This window comes from Methylosinus sp. H3A (assembly GCF_015709455.1).
Lineage (GTDB): Bacteria > Pseudomonadota > Alphaproteobacteria > Rhizobiales > Beijerinckiaceae > Methylosinus.
Window position 1 is genome coordinate 1,142,779 of the sequence record NZ_JADNQW010000005.1, and the last position, 16,304, is coordinate 1,159,082.

Sequence of the window (16,304 nt, forward strand, 5' to 3'; positions counted from 1 at the left end):
ACTCGATCGGTAATAGAGAAGTTATAGATACACAAGTATCTCGTGCGTCCGGCGGCGTCCTGCGCCAGCCCCCTCGTCCGCCCCTACGCGATCATGCGAATTCCACGAGTCTGTCGCTTTTCGGGCTAATATGCCGGAACGAATCTCACCCCGAGAGGATGATCGATGGTTTTTCTTCGGCGCCATTTCATTGCGGCTCTCACACTTCTCGCGCTCGGCGTCGCCGCGCCCGCCGCGCGCGCGCAGGTCGCGCTCGCGCCCCCGGCCGAGCGGGCGCTGCCGCAATCGCGCGCCGATGTCGTCTTGTCCTTCGCGCCAATCGTCAAAAAGGCGACGCCGGCCGTGGTCAATGTCTTCGCGACGCGCGTCGAGCAACGGCCGGTCAATCCCTTCTTCGACGATCCGATCTTCCGCCGCTTCTTCGGCGAGGGCGGCGGCGGCCCACGCGGGCCCACGGCGCAATCGCTGGGCTCCGGCGTCATCGTCGATCCGAGCGGCCTCGTCGTGACCAATAATCACGTCATCGAGGGCATGACCGATGTGAAGGTCTCGCTCGCGGACAAGCGCGAGATACCGGCGAAAATCCTGCTGCGCGATCCGCGCACCGATCTCGCCGTTCTGAAGCTGACCGAGCCCGCCAATTATCCGACGATGGAGCTCGGCGATTCCGACGCGCTCGAGGTCGGCGATCTCGCGCTGGCCATCGGCAATCCCTTCGGCGTCGGGCAGACGGTGACGCAGGGCATCGTCTCGGCGCTGGCGCGCACGCAGGTCGGCATTTCCGATTACGGCTTCTTCATCCAGACCGACGCCTCCATCAATCCCGGCAATTCCGGCGGGCCGCTCGTGGATATGACCGGGCGCGTCGTCGGCATCAATTCGGCGATCTTCTCCAAATCGGGCGGCTCGGTCGGCATCGGCTTCGCGATCCCCGTGAATATGGTCAAGATCGTCGTGGCGGCGGCCAAGGGCGGCGGCAAGCAGGTCAAACGTCCCTGGCTCGGCGCGACGCTGCAGAACCTCTCCAAAGAGATTTCCGACGGCCTGGGGCTCGAGCGCCCGGCCGGCGCGCTCATCGCCGATCTCTATCCCAAGGGCCCGGCGCTCGAGGCGGGGCTGAAACGCGGCGACGTGATCGTCACCGTCGACGGCCAATCGGCCGACGATCCGGAAGCGGTCGGCTATCGCCTCGCCACCAGGCCGCTCGGCGGTCAGGCGACGCTCGGCGTGCTGCGCTCCGGCAAGACGATCGCCGTGCCTTTGAAGCTCTCGGCCGCTCCGGAAACGCCGGCGCGCGACGCGGTGAAAGTGAAAGGCCCCTCGCCTTTCGCCGGCGCCACAGTCGTCAATATTTCGCCCGCCGTGCTCGAGGAATTCTCCGTGCAAGGCGCGGTCAATGGCGTCGTCGTGGCGGAGATCGACCTCGAATCGGTCGCCGCGCAGCTCAATCTGCACAAGGGCGATGTGATCCTCGCGGTGAATGACGAGAAGATCGCCACGACGCGCGACCTCGAGCGAGCGACGGTCAACCGCCATTATTATTGGAAGATCACGCTGGCCCGCGAAGGACAGGTGATCACCACTGTGGTCGGTGGGTAAGCTGCCCCCTCCCTCACCCTCCCCCGCTCGCGCGGGAGAGGGGGCGGCAAAATGTTACGCGAACCCTCGATGAAGCGCCTCCTCCCCTGTGCGCCTAAGCACAAACACGCGCACGTCGCTCCCCTAAAAACAGCATCGTTCGCCGGGCGCGAAGCCCGCGACGCTGGGGGAGTAGAGACAATGACATTCGCCGTTTCGGAATTCGCTTCGCGTCCCGTTCAGACCACTTCCGCTCTGAAGATCGCCTTCGTCATTCTCGGCGCGACTGTCGCGCTCGCCGGCGCCAAGGCCGTCATGGCCACGGGATTCACGGCGCAGAGCGTCGCCGCCCCCCTCGCCCCGACAGAGGCCGTCGTCGCCGTCGCCGAGCCCGCGACTTTCGCCGGCGCCGAAGCCGCGCAGAGCGTCTGCCGCCGCGTCGACGTCGAGATCGACGAGGGTTACGGCGTGCGCGGCCAGGTCACCCGCTGGGTCTGCCGCAAGGCCTATTGATCCGCCGGCTCCCTCTGTGCCCTCGCGCACAAACGCAAGGGCGGCCCTCCCTTAAGACTCGCATCATTCGAGAGGGCGCGACGCCCACGACACGAGCTTCAAAGGAAGAGACCAATGACATTCGCCGTTTCCGAATTCGCCTCGCGCCCCGTCGAGACCGCTTCCGCGGTCAAGATCGCCTTCGTCATTCTGGGCGCGACCGTCGCTCTCGCGGGCGGCAAGGCCTTGCTGTCGCGCAGCGCCGCGCCTGTCGCCGAGCCGGCCGTTTTCGCCGTCGCCGAACATGCGCAGGACCGCTGCCGCTTCGTCCCGGTCGAGTCCAGCGAGGGTCTCGCCAAGGGACAGGCGATTCGGATCGTCTGCCACAAGGCGCGCTGAGCGCACGCCGTCACAGCCGCACGAAACGATAGCCGACCCCAGGCTCCGTCAGAATGATCGCGGGCGCCGAGGCGTCCTCCTCGATCTTGCCGCGCAGCTGGCCGATGAAGACCCGCAAATATTGCGTGTCCTCGCCATGCGCCGGCCCCCAGACCGCCGTCAGAATCTGGCGATGGGTGAGCAGACGATCCGCGTGACGCGCGAGCGTCGCCAAGAGCTCATATTCCTTGGGCGTCAGCTTCACGGCCACGCCCTTCTTCGTCACCAGCCGCCGCGCAAGATCGACGCGCAGCCCGCCGCTCTCTATCTCGCTCGCCTCGGCCGCGGTCCGCGCCCCATGGCGGAGCGCCGCGCGCAGCCGCGCCAGCAATTCCCCGATCGAAAAGGGTTTTTCCACATAGTCGTCGGCGCCGGCGTCGAGCGCGGCGATCTTCTCGGCCTCGCGCTCGCGCGCCGAGAGAATGATGATCGGCGCCTGCGAGAAGGCGCGCGCCTGGCGGAGAACCTCCTTGCCGTCCATATCCGGCAGGCCGAGATCGAGCAGAACCGCGTCCGGCGCTCGGGCGGCGATCGCCTTCAGCGCCTCGCGTCCGGTCGCGGCCTCCAGCGTCTCATAGCCGCTCGCCGCCAGCGCCGGCCGCAGCACGCGCAGCATTTGCGGCTCGTCGTCGACGATCAATATGCGAGGGCCGCTCATGTCGTTCCGCCGCTCATGCAATTCCGCCGCTCATGCCGTTCCGCCTGCGCAGTCGCATAATCCGCTTCGCGGCGCCATACAACGGCGCGGATTCGCGCCGAATTGAATCGGCCGCCGCCGAATCGTAGAAGAAGAGCCCATGTCGGAAGATCCGCCCGAAGATTTCGCCCGCCTCTATCTCGCGACGCCGCGCCTCGCCGAGGTGGAGGACTTTCTGCCGCGCCTCGCGGCCGCGCTCGCGGCCGCCGAGGTCGCCAGCCTGCTGTTGCGCCTCGAGACTATGCCGCCGCAGGCGACCGAGCGCGCCATCCGCGCCGTCGCCGGCATAGCCCAGCCCGCCGGCGTCGCTCTGCTGATCGAGGGCGAGCCGGAGCTCGTCTCGCGCTGCGGCGCGGACGGGCTGCATCTCGCCTTCGACGACAAGCGCCTCGCCGCGGCGATAAAACGGCTTTCGCCGGATTTCATCGTCGGCGTCGGCGGCCTCGCCACGCGCGACGAGGCGATGCGCGCCGGCGAGGCGGGCGCGGATTATCTCCTCTTCGGCGATATCGGCGAAGAGGGTGAGCCGCTTACGCTCGATTGGACCGCGGAGCGCGTCGCCTGGTGGGCGGAGATTTTCAACACGCCATGCGTCGCCTTAGCGCGCAGCCTCGCGGAAATCGGCCCGCTCTCGGCGGCGGGCGCCGAATTCGTCCTTCTGGCCGAGGCGGTCTGGGACGATCCGCGCGGCCCCGCGGAGGCCGTTCGCGACGCCGCGCGGCTCGCGGCGGAGGCGGCGCGATGACGACGCGGCTTCGCCTCGCGCTCGCGCTCTGCCTGCTCGCCGGCGCGGCCGTCGCCGCCGAGCCGACAGCGCCGGCGGCCGATCTCGCCTTCGGCGCCTATCAGCGCGGCGATTATGTCGCCGCCAGAGGCGAGGCCGAGAAGCGCCTCGCCTCCAACCCGAAGGACGCCGCCGCTCTGACCTTGATCGGCCGGCTCTATCTCGACGGGCAGGGCGTCGCGCCCGACCGGGCCAAGGCGATGCAATGGTTCCGCCGCGCCGCCGACGCCGGCGGCCGGGACGCGGCCTATTTCTTCGGCGCGGCGGCGCTCACCGGCCGCGACACGCTGAAGGATCACGCGCTCGCCCGCGCCTATCTCGAGAAGGCGCAGGAGCATCCGGCGGCGCTCGAGCTGCTCGGCGAGGCGGCGCTCGAGAATGACGGCACGGAGCCCGATTTCGCCCGGGCCATCGCCTATTTCCGGCGCGCCGCGACGCTCGAGAATTCCGACGCCGCCTATGCGCTGGCGCTGCTCTACAAGAACGGCCGCGGCGTCGCCGCCGATCCGGCCGAGGCGGCGAAATGGCTCCGCAAGGCCGCCGAGGCCGGCCATACGGCGGCCATGGTCGAATTCGCCATTATGGAGTTCAACGGCGCCGGCGTCGCCCGCGACCGGACCCATGCGGTCGAGCTGCTCAGGCGGGCGGCCGCGGCCGGCAATGTCGTGGCGCAGAACCGGCTGGCGCGACTGCTGGCCGAAGGGCTCGGCGTCGAGAAGAATCATTCCGAGGCCATGCTCTGGAACAGCCGCGCCAAGGCCTCCGGTCTCATCGACGACAAGCTCGACGCGCTGCTCGCGGCGACGATCCCGTCGGCGGAAAAGCCGGCGACGCCCCTTCCTCCAGCGGCTGCGAAATAGGGCGCCATGGCGAGCCTTTCGGCGCGTCTTTCGCGCGCCTCCCTGCGCCGCTATGTGCGCCCGCGCGTCAATGGCGAGGCGGGCGCCGAGGCGGCGGCGCGGGCGCTGAATCTGCGCTGGCCCTGGCCGCCGGCCGGCGCCGCCGAGGCCGACCCCGAGATTCCCGGCGAGTGGATCAGGGCGCGATCGGCCGAAGCGACGCTGCTCTATCTGCATGGCGGCGCCTTCATGGCCGGCGCGCCGCGCCTCTACCGTTCGACCGCGCGCTATTTCGCAAAGGCCGGCTTCGACGTTTTCACCCCCGCCTATCGGCTGGCGCCGGAACACCGATTTCCCGCCGCGCTCGACGATGTTGCGGCCGCCTATGAAGGTCTCGCCGCGCGCAGGCCGCTGGTGATCGCCGGAGATTCGGCCGGCGGCGGCCTCGCCCTGTCGCTGATGCTGCGGCTGCGCGCGCGCGGCCTGCCGCTCCCGCGCGCCGCGGCGCTATTCTCGCCCTGGACCGATCTTTCCGCCAGCGGCGCCTCGGCGCGCGCCAATGAGGGGAAGGACCCGATCTTCACGCGGCGCGCGCTGCGGCTCGCCGCGCGGCAATATCTCGGCGAGGCGAGCGTTCGCGATCCCGAGGCCTCGCCGCTGCTCGGCGATCTCTCCGGCCTGCCGCCGCTTCTGATCCATGTGGGCGAGGATGAGCTGCTGCTCGACGATTCGCGCCGCCTCGCGGAGCGCGCCATGGCGGCGGGAACAGCCGTCGAATTGACGATTTTCCCAGTCGTGCCGCATGGCTGGCAATTGGGCGCCGCCTTCATGCCCGAGGCGCGCCGATCGCTGCGCGAGGCGAGCGAGTTTTTCGCCCGCTACGCGACAGGCTAACCCCACGGCCCATGCGAGGGCGGATCGAGCGGGCTGCGGCCGTCGCTCGGCAGAAAGCCGGGCGCTTGCGTCGGAGCCGGCGCGGCCTCCCACGGCCCATGGTCCTCGATCGGTGCCGGCGGCGGCTCCAGCTTCGGCATGTCGCGGCCGCCCGCATAGCGCACCAGCGCGGCGACGCGATCATCGACGGAAGGATGCGTCGAGAATAGCGCACGCGCCTTGCGCGCCGGGCTCTCGATGAAAAAGGCGCCCATGCGCGAAGGCATGTCCGGCATCGTCGCATACGTCTCGATCTTGCGCAGCGCCGAGATCATCGCGTCGGGATTTTTGGTGAGCTCCACCGAGCCGGCGTCGGCGAGAAGCTCGCGCGAGCGCGAGATAGCGAAGCGGATCAGCACAGAGAGCCCCCAGCTCAGCGCGATGATCGCGAGAGCGATGACGATGGCGAGGCCCGCGCCGCTCGCCACGCCACGATCGCGCCCCTCCTCGGTCGCGCGCTTGGACGAAAAGCGAAAGCCGCCCCAATTGCGGAACACGAGATCGCCGACGAAAGCGAAAATCCCCACGAAAATGGCGGCGACCACCATGAGCTGAACGTCGCGATTACGGATGTGGGTCAGCTCATGGCCGAGCACGGCCTCGATCTCTGCGTCGTCCAGCGTCTCCATGAGACCGCGCGTGACGGTGACGGCGTAATGGCCTTCCCTCACGCCGGAGGCATAGGCGTTGAGCGCGCCATCCTCGATGATCTTCAGCGAGGGCATGGGAATGCCGCGCGAGATGCAAAGATTCTCGAGGAGATTATAGAGGCGCGGCGCGTCCTCGCGCGTCACGTCGCCGGCGCCGGTGGCGGCGTCGATAAGCTTTTGATGGAAGAAATAGGCGATCACGAACCACAGCCCGGCCGCGCCAAAGGCGATCGGCCAGCCATGCTCGAGATCACGCAGCGCGCGCGCCATGATCTGCGGCAGCGTTCCATCCTGCGACGCCTCATAGAGAAGCGCGACAGCGAACATCAGCGCCAGCAGCAGGACGACGAAGCCCGCGAGCAGCAGCAGCGAGCGCAGCCGGTTCGCCTGAATATGGGTGTAGAGGCCATAGGCGTGAAACATGGGGCTATTCTCCCTTCTCCTCTTGCGGGAGAAGGTGGTCGGCGGAGCCGACCGGATGAGGGGAAGCCGCGCAATCTCGCAACGCTCGCGCGACGCGCTGCGTCGCCAATTCAGGCGAGCCGATCACGAGATCATTCGAGAGGCGCATGATGCGGAAGCCTTGCTGCTCGAGCCATTGATCGCGGGAGGCATCCCGCTTCTGCTGCAAATCGGCGTCGTGGGACGGCCCATCGATCTCCACGATCAGCCTCGCTTCGAAACAAACAAAATCGGCGATGTAGCGACCGATCGGAACCTGTCGGCGGAATTTGAAACCGCCGAGACGGCGTCCACGCAGGGCCCGCCACATCATCGCCTCGGCGTTTACCGCAGTGGCGCGCTGCTCGCGGGCGAGGCGCAGCATCAACTCTTTGGGGATTGTCATCGCGGCGCCCCCTCATCCGACCCCGCTGCGCGGGGCCACCTTCTCCCGCGAGGGGAGAAGGGGGAAACTTCCCTTTTTAGAACTGCACCTTGGGAGTCTCCTGGACGGCTTTGCGCTCGCCCTCCTCGAGATTGAAGAACTCCTGCGGCGAGAAGCCGAAAGACGCCGCATAAAAGGCGGCGGGAACGCTCTCGCGGGCGGCGTTGTATTCGGCCGAGGCGTTGTTGAAGAAGCGCCGCGACGCCGCGATCTTGTTCTCCACGTCGGAGAGCTCGCTCTGCAGCTGCTGGAAGTTCTGATTAGCCTTCAAATCCGGATAATTCTCGGCGAGGGCGAACAGCCGGCCGAGCACGCCATTGAGCGCGCTCTCGGCGGCGCCCTGCGCCTGCGGGCCCTGCGCGGCCACAGCTTTGTTGCGGGCGGCGACGACGTCCTCGAGCGTGCCGCGCTCATGGGCGGCGTAGCCCTTCACCGTCTCCACCAGATTGGGAATGAGGTCATGGCGCTGCTTGAGCTGGACATCTATGTCCGAGAACGCCTGGCGGCAGCGCTGCCGTAGCGTCACCAGGCCATTGTAGGAGCCGACGAGCCAGAGGACGGCGAGAACCAATACGCCGAGAGAGATGAGAGCGGTCATGATCGGGCTCCACGATTTTTCGCGTCGCGCGCCAGCGGCGGACGGCCGAAGTCGTAGCCGGCTTTCACGACGCGCGAAAGTGCGCCGGCGCACAGCCCCGCCTGCGAGGAAGCATGGGCCCTCCCCGGGGTGCGGAAAGCTTCGGCAGACCGTCCTGTCGCGGCTCCCGATCTCTTACATTGCGCGCGGAAGCGGAATATAATCTGCGCTAAAGCCGCGCCGGCGTCCATTTGACGGAGACCGGGCGCATCCCTATCTCGACGGTCGAGACCGCCAGAAAGTCCAGGCGCGAAAGCAAGCAAATGGCCATTCGTCCCATCATCACCCTGCCCGACCCGCGGCTGCGGCTCGTCTCCGAGCCCGTCACGACCTTCGACGGCGAGCTCCAGCAGCTCCTCGACGATATGCTCGAGACCATGTACGAGGCCCCCGGCGTCGGCCTCGCGGCGATCCAGATCGCGGTTCCCAAGCGCATCGTCGTCGCCGACGCCACGCGCGGCGACGAGCCGAAGAATCCGTTGTTCGTCATCAATCCTCAGATCGTCTGGGTCTCCGAGGAGCTCTTCGTCTATCAGGAGGGCTGTCTCTCCGTTCCCGATTATTTCGAGGATGTGCAGCGCCCGGCGCGCGTGCGCGTGCGCTATCTCGACCGCACCGGCGCCACGCAGGAGATCGAGGCCGACGGATTGCTCGCCACTGTGCTCCAGCACGAGATCGACCATCTCGAGGGCGGGCTGTTCATCGACCATCTCTCGCGGCTGAAGCGCGACCGCGTGGTGAAGAAATTCGCCAAGGCCGCCGCCCGCGCCGCCCCGGCCGCCCCCGTCGCGGATAAGGTCGAGGCGTGATCGAAAGCATGCGCGTCGTCTTCATGGGCACGCCCGATTTCGCCGCGCCGCTGCTCGAGAAAATCGTCGCTGAGGGTCACGAGGTCGTGGCGGTCTACACGCGCGCGCCGGCGCCGGCCGGCCGCGGCATGGAGCTGAAGCTCTCGCCCGTGCATCGACTGGCCGAGAAACTGTCGATCCCCGTCTTCACGCCCAAGAGCTTCAAGAGCGAGGAGACGATCCGCGCTTTCGCCGAGCTCGGCGCCGATGTGGCGGTGGTCGCGGCCTATGGGCTCATTCTGCCGCAGGCTGCGTTGGACGCGCCGCGTTTCGGCTGCCTCAATCTGCATGGCTCGCTGCTGCCGCGCTGGCGCGGCGCGGCGCCGATCCAGCGCGCCGTCATGGCCGGCGACGCCGAGACCGGCGTGATGGTGATGAAAATGGAGGCCGGGCTCGACACCGGCCCCGTCGCCGCGACCGCGCGCGTTGCGATCGGCGAGGATATGACGACAGGCGAGCTGCACGACGCGCTCGCCGCCGCGGGCGCCGAGCTGATGACGAAATCGCTACGCGATCTTGCGGCCGGCGCGCTCGCCTTCACGCCGCAGGCGGAGGCGGGCGTCACCTATGCGCAGAAGATCGACAAGAGCGAGAGCCGCATCGATTGGCGGCGCCCGGCGCGCGAGATTCACGATCTCGTGCGCGGCCTCTCGCCCTTTCCCGGCGCCTTTTTCGAGAGCGATCTCGGCCATGGGCGCGAGCGCGTGAAAGTGCTGCGCACGAGGCTCGAGAAAGGCGAAGGCGCGCCCGGCGCGGCGCTCGACGACAAGGGCCTCGTCGCCTGCGGCGAGGGAGCGCTCAGGCTCGTCGAGGTGCAGCGCGGCGGCAAGGCGCCCATGGGAATCGCCGATTTTTTGCGCGGCCGCCCACTCGCCCCCGGCATGACTTTGGCGACATAACGATGGCGACCACATTCGAGGCCGTCCCCCCACCTCCCCCTGAAGGGGAGGGCGAAGGGCGCGCTGCCTACCGCTATGCGCTGACCATCGAATATGACGGCTCGCCCTTCGTCGGCTGGCAGCGGCAGGCGAATGGCGCCTCCGTGCAGCAACGGCTCGAGGAGGCGGTCGCGGCGCTGGAGCATGGCGAGCGGCGCGTCGTGCATGGGGCCGGGCGCACCGACGCAGGCGTGCATGCGCTGGGACAGGTCGGCCATGTCGATTTTACGCGCGAATGGCGCGAGGATCGGCTGCGCGACGCGCTCAACGCCCATTTGCGGCCGGACCCGATCGCCGTGCTGGAGACGCGCAGAGTCGCGCAAACTTTCGAGGCGCGCTTCTCGGCGATCCGCCGGCATTATCGCTATGTGATCGACAATCGCCGCGCGCCGCTGACGCTGCAGCGCGGCCGCGCCTGGCATGTGAAGCGCCGCATCGATGCGGAGGCCATGCACGAAGCCGCGCAGGCGCTCGTCGGACGCCACGACTTCACGACCTTTCGCTCGACGGAATGTCAGGCCAACTCGCCGGTGCGGACGTTGGAGCGGCTCGATGTGCGCCGCATGGGCGACATCATAGAAATCGTCACCTGCGCGCGCTCTTTCCTGCATAATCAGGTGCGTTCGCTCGCCGGCTCGCTGGAGCATGTCGGCTCCGGCAGATGGAGCGTCGACGATCTGCGCGCCGCGCTCGAGGCGAAGGACCGAACCCGCTGCGGGCAGGTCGCCCCGCCGCATGGGCTCTATCTCGTCGCCGTCGATTATTGAGCGTTGCGAAGCCCCCTCTCACGCATAGTGAGGGAGGGGGCCTGCGCCCGTGATTCGAAGCGATTACTCGATGCCGGACTCGCGGTTGCGCGCGTTGACCGCGTGGCGGAGCTGCTCGTTGATGGCGACCGGATCGGTCGGCGAGGGCTTGGCCATCAGCAGCGCGCCACGCACGACCGAGGCCTCCTCGGCGGTCAGAACGACCGGGCCGGCCATGAAGGCGGCGTTGGGAAGCGTGTGCAGAATCGCAAAGCGATTGGGGTGGTCCTTGACCTCGACGACCGAGTCGGCGACCGGCTTGCCGTCGACGCAGACATAAGGACCAACGACTTCGACTTTGCGGCCATCGTCGGTATTTCTGATGAAAGTCGTTTGCATCGTCGTCGCCACTCGTGCTGGATTGAACTCGCGGCCACCCGCGGCCGCGCGAAGTGGCAGCAAATTTTGTGCCGCCTAGCCCCCTCTCCTGACCAGAGCCGCATGACGGCGTCGCCGATCAGAGCCCCGAAATGACCGAAAACGGCAAGAAGACCCCCGCCCCGGCCAAGAAGAACGCCGCGGCGCTGGGGGCCGCGCTCAGAGCCAATCTGCGCCGGCGCAAGGCGAGCGCGCAGACGCCGCGCGAGAATGGGAGCCATGCCGAGCCCGAGAAGCGGCCCCCGCCAGATTCACAGTGATCCCCCCTCGCGCCGCGCGAAAGCGTCATCGACCGTCCCCGCCGGACTCCTCGCGGCGGAAGGGCAGGCTCGCCTCGTAATCGGCGATGGATTCGTCGACCGCGACTGTCTCGCGCGACAGAAATTCGACCACTGCGGTCCGCAGGCGCGGATCGGCGAAATCATGCGCCGAATGGGTGGCGACGGGCCGATAGCCGCGCGCGAGCTTGTGCTCGCCCTGGGCGCCGGCCTCGACGCGCTTGTATCCATGGCGGATGGCGTATTCGATCGCCTGATAATAGCAGACCTCGAAATGCAGGAAGGGCCGCTCCTCCAGAGCGCCCCAATTGCGGCCGTAGATGGCGTCGTCGCCCAGAAAATTGATCGCCCCGGCGATATAGTCGCCGCCGCGCCGCGCCATGATCAGAAGAATGCGCTCGGCCATCGTCTCGCCGATCCGGTCGAAAAAGTCGCGCGTGAGATAGGGCCGACCCCATTTGCGCTCGCCCGTATCCATGTAGAAGGCGAAGAATTTGTCCCAATGCGCGGATTTTATATCCGCCCCGGTCAGGAGATCGATCGAGAGATCGTCGCCCAGCGCGTCGCGGCGCTCGCGCTTGATCGTCTTGCGCTTGCGCGAGGAGAGCGCGGCGAGGAAAGCGTCGAAATCGCGATAGTTCTCGTTGAAGAAATGGAACTGCTCGCCGAGGCGAGGGGCGAACCCCTCGGCCGCCAGCGCCCCGACCTCCCCCTCTGTCGCGAAGGTGACATGGATTGAGGAGGCTTCCGCCGCCTGGCGCAACGCGCGCAGCGCATGAACCAGCCCCGGCAGCGCACCCTCCGGCGCGTCGCGGGCGACGAGCAGCCGCCGCCCCGTCGCCGGGGTGAAGGGAACCGCGACCTGCACCTTGGGGTAATAGCGCCCGCCGGCGTTCTCATAGGCCTGCGCCCAGCCGAAATCGAAGACATATTCGCCCATGCTGTGCGTCTTCACATAAGAGGGCGCGGCGGCGACGAGCCTGCCCTCGGCGTTCTCCAGAATCGTATAGAGCGGCGTCCAGCCGGTGCGCGCGCCGACCGATTTCGAGCGCTCGAGCGCCAGCAGGAAGACGCTGGAAATGAAGGGATTGAAGCGCTCGCCGCCGGCCTCCTCGGCCGAGAGGCCGCGCGGATTGGCGAGCGCGTCCCAGGCCGCCGCGTCGATCTGCTCGAGCGAGGGGATGAAACGGGCCGTCAGACGAGTGGAGGACGTCGAATGATCGGAAGACATGGCGCCCGGGTTTTGGAGAGAGCTGCACACTCTATGCGTAGCGAAAGGCGTTCCAATCGGTTTTTTCGCCGGGGACGCGGCGAGGGTCGCGCCGTCGGTACAGTTATTGCTTTAAATTTAGGCGCCGCCTGGGCGGCCCGCCGACGAGAGGAATGGACGAGAGGAACAGTATGCCGCTCTACTCCTATGAATGCGAAGATTGTCATGCGGAGTGCGAACTGCTGGTCCGCGGTTCGGACACGCCGGTCTGCCCGTCCTGCGGCAGCGAGAAATTGCAGCAGCGAGTCGCCAAGATCTGCGTCGAGATCAAATATCCGGCCATCGCCAAATCCTGGCGCAAGGCGGCCGCTGCGGAGGGCGAGCTCTCCAATTTCAGCAAGCAGGAAATTCAAGCCAAGCCGAAGGGCTGAGAGAGCGCCTTCGGCCGCTTCGCGCATGGCGTCTCGCCGATCTCAGCCTTTGGCGGGCGCCTGCAAGCTCCAAATCCGCCCATCGGGATCGCGGACGGTCATTTCCCGCGTTCCCCAATGCGTGTCCTCGAAGGGCGCGACGACGTCGACCGACGGGTCGAGGTGAAACGCCTCCTCGTCGGCGACGGTCAGAACCATGCGCGCCTGCGGCGCTTCGCTCTCGGGAATTTCGGCGATGAAAAGATAGGGGCCGGCTCCGTTGCGAAGCTGGCCGGAGTTGTGATCCGTCTCGAACTCCAAAGTGAAGCCGAGAGATTGGAAGAATTTTGCCGCCTTGCCCCAATTATGTGTGGTCAGAAAGATGGCTTCGACGCCCCTGGTCGTCATCACGGCTCTCCTCTTTCGATGATTGTGAGGCCTGCTCGCGCGCATCGAGATAGGCGCGCAGCGCGGCGGCGACCAACGCCGAGAGGGATTGCTCCGTCTCGACGGCATGGTGCTTGACCCGTCGGATCAGCCCGAGCGGCAAATACACGTTGAACTGCTTGACCTCGTCATCCGCCATGATTGCTAGCATACTATTATACTAGCTCTGGTCAAGCGGATGCAAACAGACCAAAGTCGCGCTCGACCTTCGCCGCGTAACTAACTTGGGCGGGCTCGGCCAATCGCCGCCCCATCTCGACGAGGAGACGCGCGCGCCGGGTGACGGCGCGGCGCGGGCGTGCTAAGCGCGCCTATGCTGGAAGGACTTCCCCCCAATGGCGCGAGCCACGGCTTGCGCCTCGTCTCCGACGAAAAAACCGCGCGCGCCATCGCCGATCTCATCGTCGAGACCTTCGATCCCGCCGAGACCGCGGCCACGGCTTTCGAGGAGCCGGACGAGAAAAGCTGGGCCGTCGAGGTCTATTTCGGCGATCCGCCGGACGAGGCGCAGATTCGCGCGCTGATCGAGGCCGCGGCGGGCGCCGAAGCCGCCGCCGCGGCGCGCTTTTTTGAAATTTCGCAGAAGGATTGGGTCGGCGCCTCGCTCGAGGGGCTGCAGCCCGTGCGCGCCGGGCGCTTCCTCGTCCATGGCTCGCACGACCGCAGCCGTGTGGGCGCGAGCGACATAGGCATAGAGATCGAGGCGGCGCTCGCCTTCGGCACCGGCCATCACGGCACCACGCTCGGTTGCCTGCTGACGCTCGCCGAAATCTGCAAGCAGCGGCGCCCGCAAAATGTGCTCGATGTGGGAACCGGCACGGGCGTGCTCGCCATCGCCGCCGCGCGGCTGCTGCGGCAACCGATCGCCTGCGGCGATATCGACCCTGTGGCGGTGGAGACGGCCGGCGTGAACGCTCGCTTCAACGGCGTCGGCGATTTGGTGCGCCCGGTCGTCGCCGTGGGCGTGCGCCATCCGGCGCTGGCGCCGGCGCAATATGATCTGATCTTCGCCAATATTCTCGCCAAGCCTTTGCGCCTGCTCGCGCCCAAGATCGCCGCGGTCGCCGCGCCGGGGGCCGAGCTCGTGCTCTCAGGCCTGCTGGCGCGCGATGTGGCGGGCGTGCTCTCGGCCTATCGCGCGCAGGGTTTCGCGCTGGCGAAGCGCCGCGACATAGACGGCTGGGCGACGCTGCTGCTGCGCAGCGGCGGGGCCGCCGCGCGGCCGGATTGGCGTTTGCTCGACGACGACGAAGAGTGAAGCGACGCATCGAGCGGGGCGCTCGACCCCCTCCCCCGCTTCGCAGGCGAGGGCGGATTCGGCGCTTCATCGAAGGTTCGCACGCGCAACGGGGAACGGAGCCTGGGTCGCCCGACCGAGAAGACGCGCTCACTCCTCCTCGTGAACCTCCGCCGCCACCACCAGCTCTTCCTGAAACCAGCCGGCGAGCATTTGCGCGAGGCGTTCCGGCGAGGCGTCCTCCAAATCGCGAAACGCCGCCATTTGGCAGATATCGCCGAAGGCATGGCCCTCCATCGCCAGCGACAGAGCCAGAAATTCGTCCGCCTCCAATTCGCAATGCACGGAGTCGAGATCGGCGCGCCATACTGCGACATGGCCCCGGCCTTCTCCGCGCGCAGGAAGCTCCTGTTGCTCCATTGCCGCCTCATGCGTCGCGATCGTGCCGGCCTCCAGCTCCAGCAGAATGAGGCTCGGATGAAAGGCGAAGGAAAGGCGCGGCCATTGGTCGGGTGAGAAAGCGGCGAGCGTGTCGATCGCCAGCGGCTCGGCGTCCGGCGCGTCGAAAGCGTCGGTGAGCGCGCGCTCGAACGAAGCGAGGTCGATCACTCGCGCATTGTCGCGCCACTCGGCGCTCTCGCGCAGAAAATCGGGAAGCCGCGTCGTGTACCAGCGGGCGTTGCGCTCGCGCGATGGCTGCGCGCCGATATAGGCGTCGGCGAGCGCATCGAACGCCTCCTCGCCGATGAGCGCGCGCAGCGCGGGGAAATCCGCCGCCAGAAATTCGGCGAGCCGCGCGCGATAGGCGTTCACATAGACGCCGAAGAGAGTGGTGCGATCGGCCTGGGCCGAGTTCTTGACCGAATCGAGAATGCGCGCGCCGTCCTCCGCGCCGGCGAGCACTCCGGTCTGGAACATCGCCTGCAGCTCGGCGAGCCTCATGCCGCGCTCCGCGCGCTTTCGGCGTCTATGCGCGCGGCGATCTCACGCATATGGCCGAGCTCTGCGAGCAATTCGTCGAAGGATGGAAAATTATCGTCGCGCTCGATCATCGTCGAGACCGCGCCGAAGCGTCGCCGCGCGCGCTCATAGAGCGTCCAGACTTCGTCGCAGACCGGCTGATCATGCGTGTCGATGCGATGCGTGCCATTGTCGGTATGGCCGGCCATATGGAATTGCGCCACGCGCTCCGGATCGATCGCGTCGACGAATTCGTTCGGATCGAAACCGTGATTGAAGCCGGAGACGAAGACATTATTGACGTCGAGCAGCAGCAGGCAGTCGGCGCGGCGCGCGAGCTCGTCGACGAAGGTCCATTCGCTCATCTCGGATTCGCGAAAAGCGACATAAGTGGAAGCATTCTCGACGACGAGCCTGCGGCCGAGGAAATCCTGCACGCGCATCACGCGCTCGGCGACATGGGCGAGCGCCTCCTGCGTATAGGGAATGGGCAGAAGATCATGCAGCGTGACGCCATGCACGCCGGTCCAGGCGAGATGGTCGGAGACCCAGGCGGGCTCTATGCGCTCGGCGAGCGCCTTCAATTCGCGCAGATAGTCGAAATCCAGCGGATCGGTCGAGGCGAGCGACATGGCGACGCCATGCATCACGATCGGATAATCGGCGCGCACGCGCTCCAGCATGGCTGCGGGCCGGCCGCCGCCGGTCATGTAATTCTCCGAGATGATCTCGAACCAGTCGACGGCCGGGCGCGTCGAGAGAATTTCGTCGTAATAGATCGGCCTCAGGCCGAGGCCGTGTCCGAGCGGGGCGGGTCTGGTCATCGTGTCGAGCTCCCAATGTCCCTTCGCGTCGTCC

At 67.2% G+C, this 16,304-nt stretch carries 22 protein-coding genes; 12 read left to right on the forward strand and 10 right to left on the reverse strand.

From position 1 onward, the window contains the following. Window positions 1-165 precede the first annotated feature (165 nt). The 3 genes from IY145_RS08420 to IY145_RS08430 all read left to right on the forward strand — a co-directional run bounded on the left by IY145_RS08420 (window position 166) and on the right by IY145_RS08430 (window position 2,469). Window positions 166-1,599: a Do family serine endopeptidase gene (locus IY145_RS08420; RefSeq protein WP_196407798.1), complete on the forward strand. Its 1,434-nt coding sequence runs from the start codon at window positions 166-168 to the stop codon at window positions 1,597-1,599. A gap of 180 nt (window positions 1,600-1,779) precedes the next feature. After that, window positions 1,780-2,091, forward strand: coding sequence for a hypothetical protein (locus tag IY145_RS08425; RefSeq protein WP_196407799.1), 312 nt, complete (start codon window positions 1,780-1,782; stop codon window positions 2,089-2,091). Between the two features lie 114 nt (window positions 2,092-2,205). After that, window positions 2,206-2,469: a hypothetical protein gene (locus tag IY145_RS08430; RefSeq protein ID WP_196407800.1), complete on the forward strand. Its 264-nt coding sequence runs from the start codon at window positions 2,206-2,208 to the stop codon at window positions 2,467-2,469. 10 nt (window positions 2,470-2,479) lie between these two features. On the opposite strand, the gene IY145_RS08435 is transcribed toward IY145_RS08430, so the two are convergent. Then, on the reverse strand, window positions 2,480-3,166 hold the full coding sequence (locus IY145_RS08435; RefSeq protein WP_196407801.1) for a response regulator: 687 nt from the start codon (window positions 3,164-3,166) through the stop codon (window positions 2,480-2,482). Window positions 3,167-3,305: 139 nt separating this feature from the next. Between IY145_RS08435 and IY145_RS08440 the strand changes: the two genes are divergently transcribed. From IY145_RS08440 to IY145_RS08450, 3 genes are read left to right on the forward strand one after another with little or no spacing between them, the layout of a single operon-like run. Further along, window positions 3,306-3,950 (forward strand): thiamine phosphate synthase, encoded by a 645-nt coding sequence (locus IY145_RS08440; RefSeq protein WP_196407802.1) that lies wholly within the window; start codon window positions 3,306-3,308, stop codon window positions 3,948-3,950. Beyond that, window positions 3,947-4,849, forward strand: coding sequence for a tetratricopeptide repeat protein (locus IY145_RS08445; protein ID WP_196407803.1), 903 nt, complete (start codon window positions 3,947-3,949; stop codon window positions 4,847-4,849). Before IY145_RS08440 ends, IY145_RS08445 begins: the two co-directional genes overlap by 4 nt. A 6-nt stretch (window positions 4,850-4,855) precedes the next feature. After that, window positions 4,856-5,722 carry an alpha/beta hydrolase gene (locus tag IY145_RS08450; RefSeq protein ID WP_196407804.1) on the forward strand — a complete coding sequence of 289 codons (867 nt, stop codon included), beginning with the start codon at window positions 4,856-4,858 and terminating at the stop codon, window positions 5,720-5,722. Here IY145_RS08450 and IY145_RS08455 read toward each other — a convergent pair. The 3 genes from IY145_RS08455 to IY145_RS08465 all read right to left on the reverse strand — a co-directional run bounded on the left by IY145_RS08455 (window position 5,719) and on the right by IY145_RS08465 (window position 7,895). After that, entirely contained in the window at window positions 5,719-6,834 is a 1,116-nt protein-coding gene (locus tag IY145_RS08455) for a M48 family metallopeptidase (RefSeq protein ID WP_196407805.1), read from the reverse strand. The two genes, IY145_RS08450 and IY145_RS08455, sit on opposite strands and share 4 nt — an antisense overlap. 4 nt (window positions 6,835-6,838) lie before the next feature. After that, window positions 6,839-7,258 carry an endonuclease domain-containing protein gene (locus tag IY145_RS08460; RefSeq protein WP_210332641.1) on the reverse strand — a complete coding sequence of 140 codons (420 nt, stop codon included), beginning with the start codon at window positions 7,256-7,258 and terminating at the stop codon, window positions 6,839-6,841. A 76-nt stretch (window positions 7,259-7,334) separates the two neighbouring features. Continuing rightward, window positions 7,335-7,895: a LemA family protein gene (locus tag IY145_RS08465; RefSeq protein WP_196407806.1), complete on the reverse strand. Its 561-nt coding sequence runs from the start codon at window positions 7,893-7,895 to the stop codon at window positions 7,335-7,337. Window positions 7,896-8,197: 302 nt separating this feature from the next. On the opposite strand from IY145_RS08465, the gene def reads away from it, so the two are divergent. From def to truA, 3 genes are read left to right on the forward strand one after another with little or no spacing between them, the layout of a single operon-like run. Beyond that, window positions 8,198-8,743: a peptide deformylase gene (gene def / locus IY145_RS08470; RefSeq protein ID WP_196407807.1), complete on the forward strand. Its 546-nt coding sequence runs from the start codon at window positions 8,198-8,200 to the stop codon at window positions 8,741-8,743. A gap of 8 nt (window positions 8,744-8,751) precedes the next feature. Beyond that, window positions 8,752-9,681: a methionyl-tRNA formyltransferase gene (gene fmt, locus IY145_RS08475; protein WP_196410462.1), complete on the forward strand. Its 930-nt coding sequence runs from the start codon at window positions 8,752-8,754 to the stop codon at window positions 9,679-9,681. A gap of 2 nt (window positions 9,682-9,683) precedes the next feature. Further along, a complete protein-coding gene (truA, locus tag IY145_RS08480; protein ID WP_246721868.1) occupies window positions 9,684-10,487 on the forward strand; it encodes a tRNA pseudouridine(38-40) synthase TruA in 804 nt (267 codons plus the stop codon). A gap of 63 nt (window positions 10,488-10,550) precedes the next feature. Here truA and IY145_RS08485 read toward each other — a convergent pair whose 3' ends face one another. After that, window positions 10,551-10,865: a hypothetical protein gene (locus IY145_RS08485; RefSeq protein WP_196407808.1), complete on the reverse strand. Its 315-nt coding sequence runs from the start codon at window positions 10,863-10,865 to the stop codon at window positions 10,551-10,553. A gap of 131 nt (window positions 10,866-10,996) precedes the next feature. On the opposite strand from IY145_RS08485, the gene IY145_RS08490 reads away from it, so the two are divergent. Continuing rightward, on the forward strand, window positions 10,997-11,164 hold the full coding sequence (locus IY145_RS08490; RefSeq protein WP_196407809.1) for a hypothetical protein: 168 nt from the start codon (window positions 10,997-10,999) through the stop codon (window positions 11,162-11,164). A gap of 25 nt (window positions 11,165-11,189) precedes the next feature. Here IY145_RS08490 and IY145_RS08495 read toward each other — a convergent pair whose 3' ends face one another. Continuing rightward, window positions 11,190-12,413 (reverse strand): GNAT family N-acetyltransferase, encoded by a 1,224-nt coding sequence (locus IY145_RS08495; RefSeq protein ID WP_196407810.1) that lies wholly within the window; start codon window positions 12,411-12,413, stop codon window positions 11,190-11,192. Window positions 12,414-12,583: 170 nt separating this feature from the next. Between IY145_RS08495 and IY145_RS08500 the strand changes: the two genes are divergently transcribed. Beyond that, window positions 12,584-12,823 (forward strand): zinc ribbon domain-containing protein, encoded by a 240-nt coding sequence (locus tag IY145_RS08500; protein WP_196407811.1) that lies wholly within the window; start codon window positions 12,584-12,586, stop codon window positions 12,821-12,823. Between the two features lie 42 nt (window positions 12,824-12,865). Here IY145_RS08500 and IY145_RS08505 read toward each other — a convergent pair whose 3' ends face one another. Together IY145_RS08505 and IY145_RS08510 are read right to left on the reverse strand one after the other, a co-directional pair. Continuing rightward, window positions 12,866-13,210 (reverse strand): VOC family protein, encoded by a 345-nt coding sequence (locus IY145_RS08505; RefSeq protein WP_196407812.1) that lies wholly within the window; start codon window positions 13,208-13,210, stop codon window positions 12,866-12,868. Next, window positions 13,167-13,388, reverse strand: a complete 222-nt coding sequence (locus IY145_RS08510) for a ribbon-helix-helix protein, CopG family (RefSeq protein ID WP_196407813.1) — start codon at window positions 13,386-13,388, stop codon at window positions 13,167-13,169. The genes IY145_RS08505 and IY145_RS08510 overlap by 44 nt, the downstream gene beginning before the upstream one ends. Window positions 13,389-13,562: 174 nt before the next feature. Here IY145_RS08510 and IY145_RS08515 point away from each other — a divergent pair, with 174 nt between their 5' ends. Next, window positions 13,563-14,507: a 50S ribosomal protein L11 methyltransferase gene (locus tag IY145_RS08515; RefSeq protein WP_196410464.1), complete on the forward strand. Its 945-nt coding sequence runs from the start codon at window positions 13,563-13,565 to the stop codon at window positions 14,505-14,507. Window positions 14,508-14,636: 129 nt separating this feature from the next. Here IY145_RS08515 and IY145_RS08520 read toward each other — a convergent pair whose 3' ends face one another. Then, window positions 14,637-15,428: a DNA-binding domain-containing protein gene (locus tag IY145_RS08520; RefSeq protein ID WP_196407814.1), complete on the reverse strand. Its 792-nt coding sequence runs from the start codon at window positions 15,426-15,428 to the stop codon at window positions 14,637-14,639. After that, window positions 15,425-16,270, reverse strand: a complete 846-nt coding sequence (locus IY145_RS08525; protein ID WP_196407815.1) for a DUF692 domain-containing protein — start codon at window positions 16,268-16,270, stop codon at window positions 15,425-15,427. The genes IY145_RS08520 and IY145_RS08525 overlap by 4 nt, the downstream gene beginning before the upstream one ends. Window positions 16,271-16,304 lie beyond the last annotated feature (34 nt).